The sequence below is a fragment of the Bradyrhizobium sp. P5_C12 genome (assembly GCF_054049735.1).
On sequence record NZ_JBFULU010000121.1, the window covers coordinates 1 to 1,920 of the forward strand.

General features: G+C 55.1%; 1 protein-coding gene and 1 pseudogene. Both read left to right on the forward strand.

The features are described from left to right. Positions 1-319: pseudogene (locus ACXJMY_RS37845) on the forward strand (hypothetical protein); the annotation flags it as partial. A gap of 689 nt (positions 320-1,008) precedes the next feature. After that, positions 1,009-1,920: hypothetical protein (locus ACXJMY_RS37850; RefSeq protein WP_456624443.1), on the forward strand; the 912-nt coding region annotated here is incomplete at its 3' end.

The window sequence follows — 1,920 nt, forward strand, 5'->3', positions numbered from 1 at the left end:
GACGGAAGCAACGCAACAACAATCCACGCCGGTTTTTGAGGCGAGTCTCGTCACCGGGGCGTCCCCTCCTTTGAGGGCAAGTGCGCCAAAACCTAGAAACGTGCTCGGAATAGCGATCGGTGGAGGACTACTTCTTGGCATCGCTATCGCAATGCTGCGCGATCTCTTCGATCGAGGCATCCGCGTGAGCGGGCGGGAACATCGTCTAAGCACAGAGGAGGGCACGATCGAGCGACCGCTTCCGGACGCGTTTCGACCGGATCATCAATCCGAAGCATCGGCAAAGGTAACGTCGGTACGCCTCACGGGTTCAGGGTGAAGAGTGCCATCGTCGCCGACGATCGGCATCCGCCAGGCCGGAACACGAAGGCGTGCAGGCGCCATGGGGCGGGCAGGATTAGGCGCACTGGCATCCTCAACCAGGCAAGGACGAGGCGAAGGTTGTCTCGGCGCGTTTGAGGATGCGCAGATACGATTGCCGCAGCTTGAGGCCGTGCTGGCGGCCAGGCTTGAGCCCCTGATCGCCGCATGGACGAGCTTGGCGTCGGTCGGGAACTTCGGACCACGCTTGGGAAGCTTGATGCGCGCTTCTTTCAACTTGGGATCGTAGTGGGCATTGACGCTGTCAGCGCCGACCATTTCGCGACCATTAGCCAAAAGCCGTCGAGCAACGTGAAAACCATTGAATCACCAGTACCTTGTCGTTCGGCATCTCAGGTCCGGATCAGAGCCGCCACAGTCGAATGACGGCGGGCTTTGCGGGCATCGCGCAGCAGCCGCTGGAGTTGCGCCATGGCGGTTTCTGTCGGGTTTACGCCAGACGCCGATGCCAAAGTATTACTCACGAAGAGCAACGGGGCGAGACGCTGCATCCACTGGGGAGCGCCGCCTCCCGTTGCGTCAACGAGCCAACTGGGCTCCAATCAACACAGGCCGAGTCAGAGGTCTGGTCAGCGAGCATCGTGCTGTGTGTGATTCCACTCAATCGACAATCAATGAGTCCTCGTGATGCGCATCCTAGTGATCACACATAAACGGCTCGCTAGCCTCCACAACGGCCATGATCTTCGCGTGTGGCACCTGTGCCGTGAATTAGCGAAGCGGCATGAGCTGTACCTTTTGACTGTTAATCTCAGTTCGCTCGATAAGTTCAATGACGGCCTGGTCGGTTTGGCCGATGTCTTTAAAAAGATGAACGACGCACCGAATCTTCCGACAACAAGGCCCTCGCTGAAAAGGCACTTCCGTCGAAATGATTCAAATTACTATTCGCTTTCCTACCCGCATCACTTTTCAAAGGTTACCAAAGCCATAGCCGATATCTGTGAACAGAACGGTATCAGCCATATAATTGTCTTTGGCCTTTTCCTTGCGGAATTCGTTAGGCCGTTTTCGAGCAACAAGAAGATACTCTTCGATCTCATGGACAGTGAAGTGCTGACGCTGACCAGAGAAATACAGTTCTTTCCACCTTGGCCCTTGCAACTAAAAACACGTCTAAAAGCGCATTTAATGCGTGCACGCCTTGCCAAGGCGGAAGCGTGTTTGCCTCATTGGTTCAGCCACGTGACAACAATCAATGATGCGGATTCTCATACCGTTTGTAGATTGTCCGGTATAAGTACAAACGTCAGCACAATACCGAACGGAGTTTCGATCGACCTTGCGGAGACATTTGACGCAAATGGTCATGTCGCGAAACGCAGGGGAGTGGCTTTTTGGGGAAATCTTTCCTTCAAGCCRAACAGCGACGCGGTTCGCTCCTTCTACGAGAATGTCTATCGACCGTACTTGGCACCGGCCGGAATTGAGTGGTGCGTGGTGGGCAGGGATGCGGAACGTTGGCTTGTAGAGGAGGCAAAGCGAGACCATGGTATTCGTCTCACTGGGTTCGTTGACAATATTTGCTCGGTACTGGCT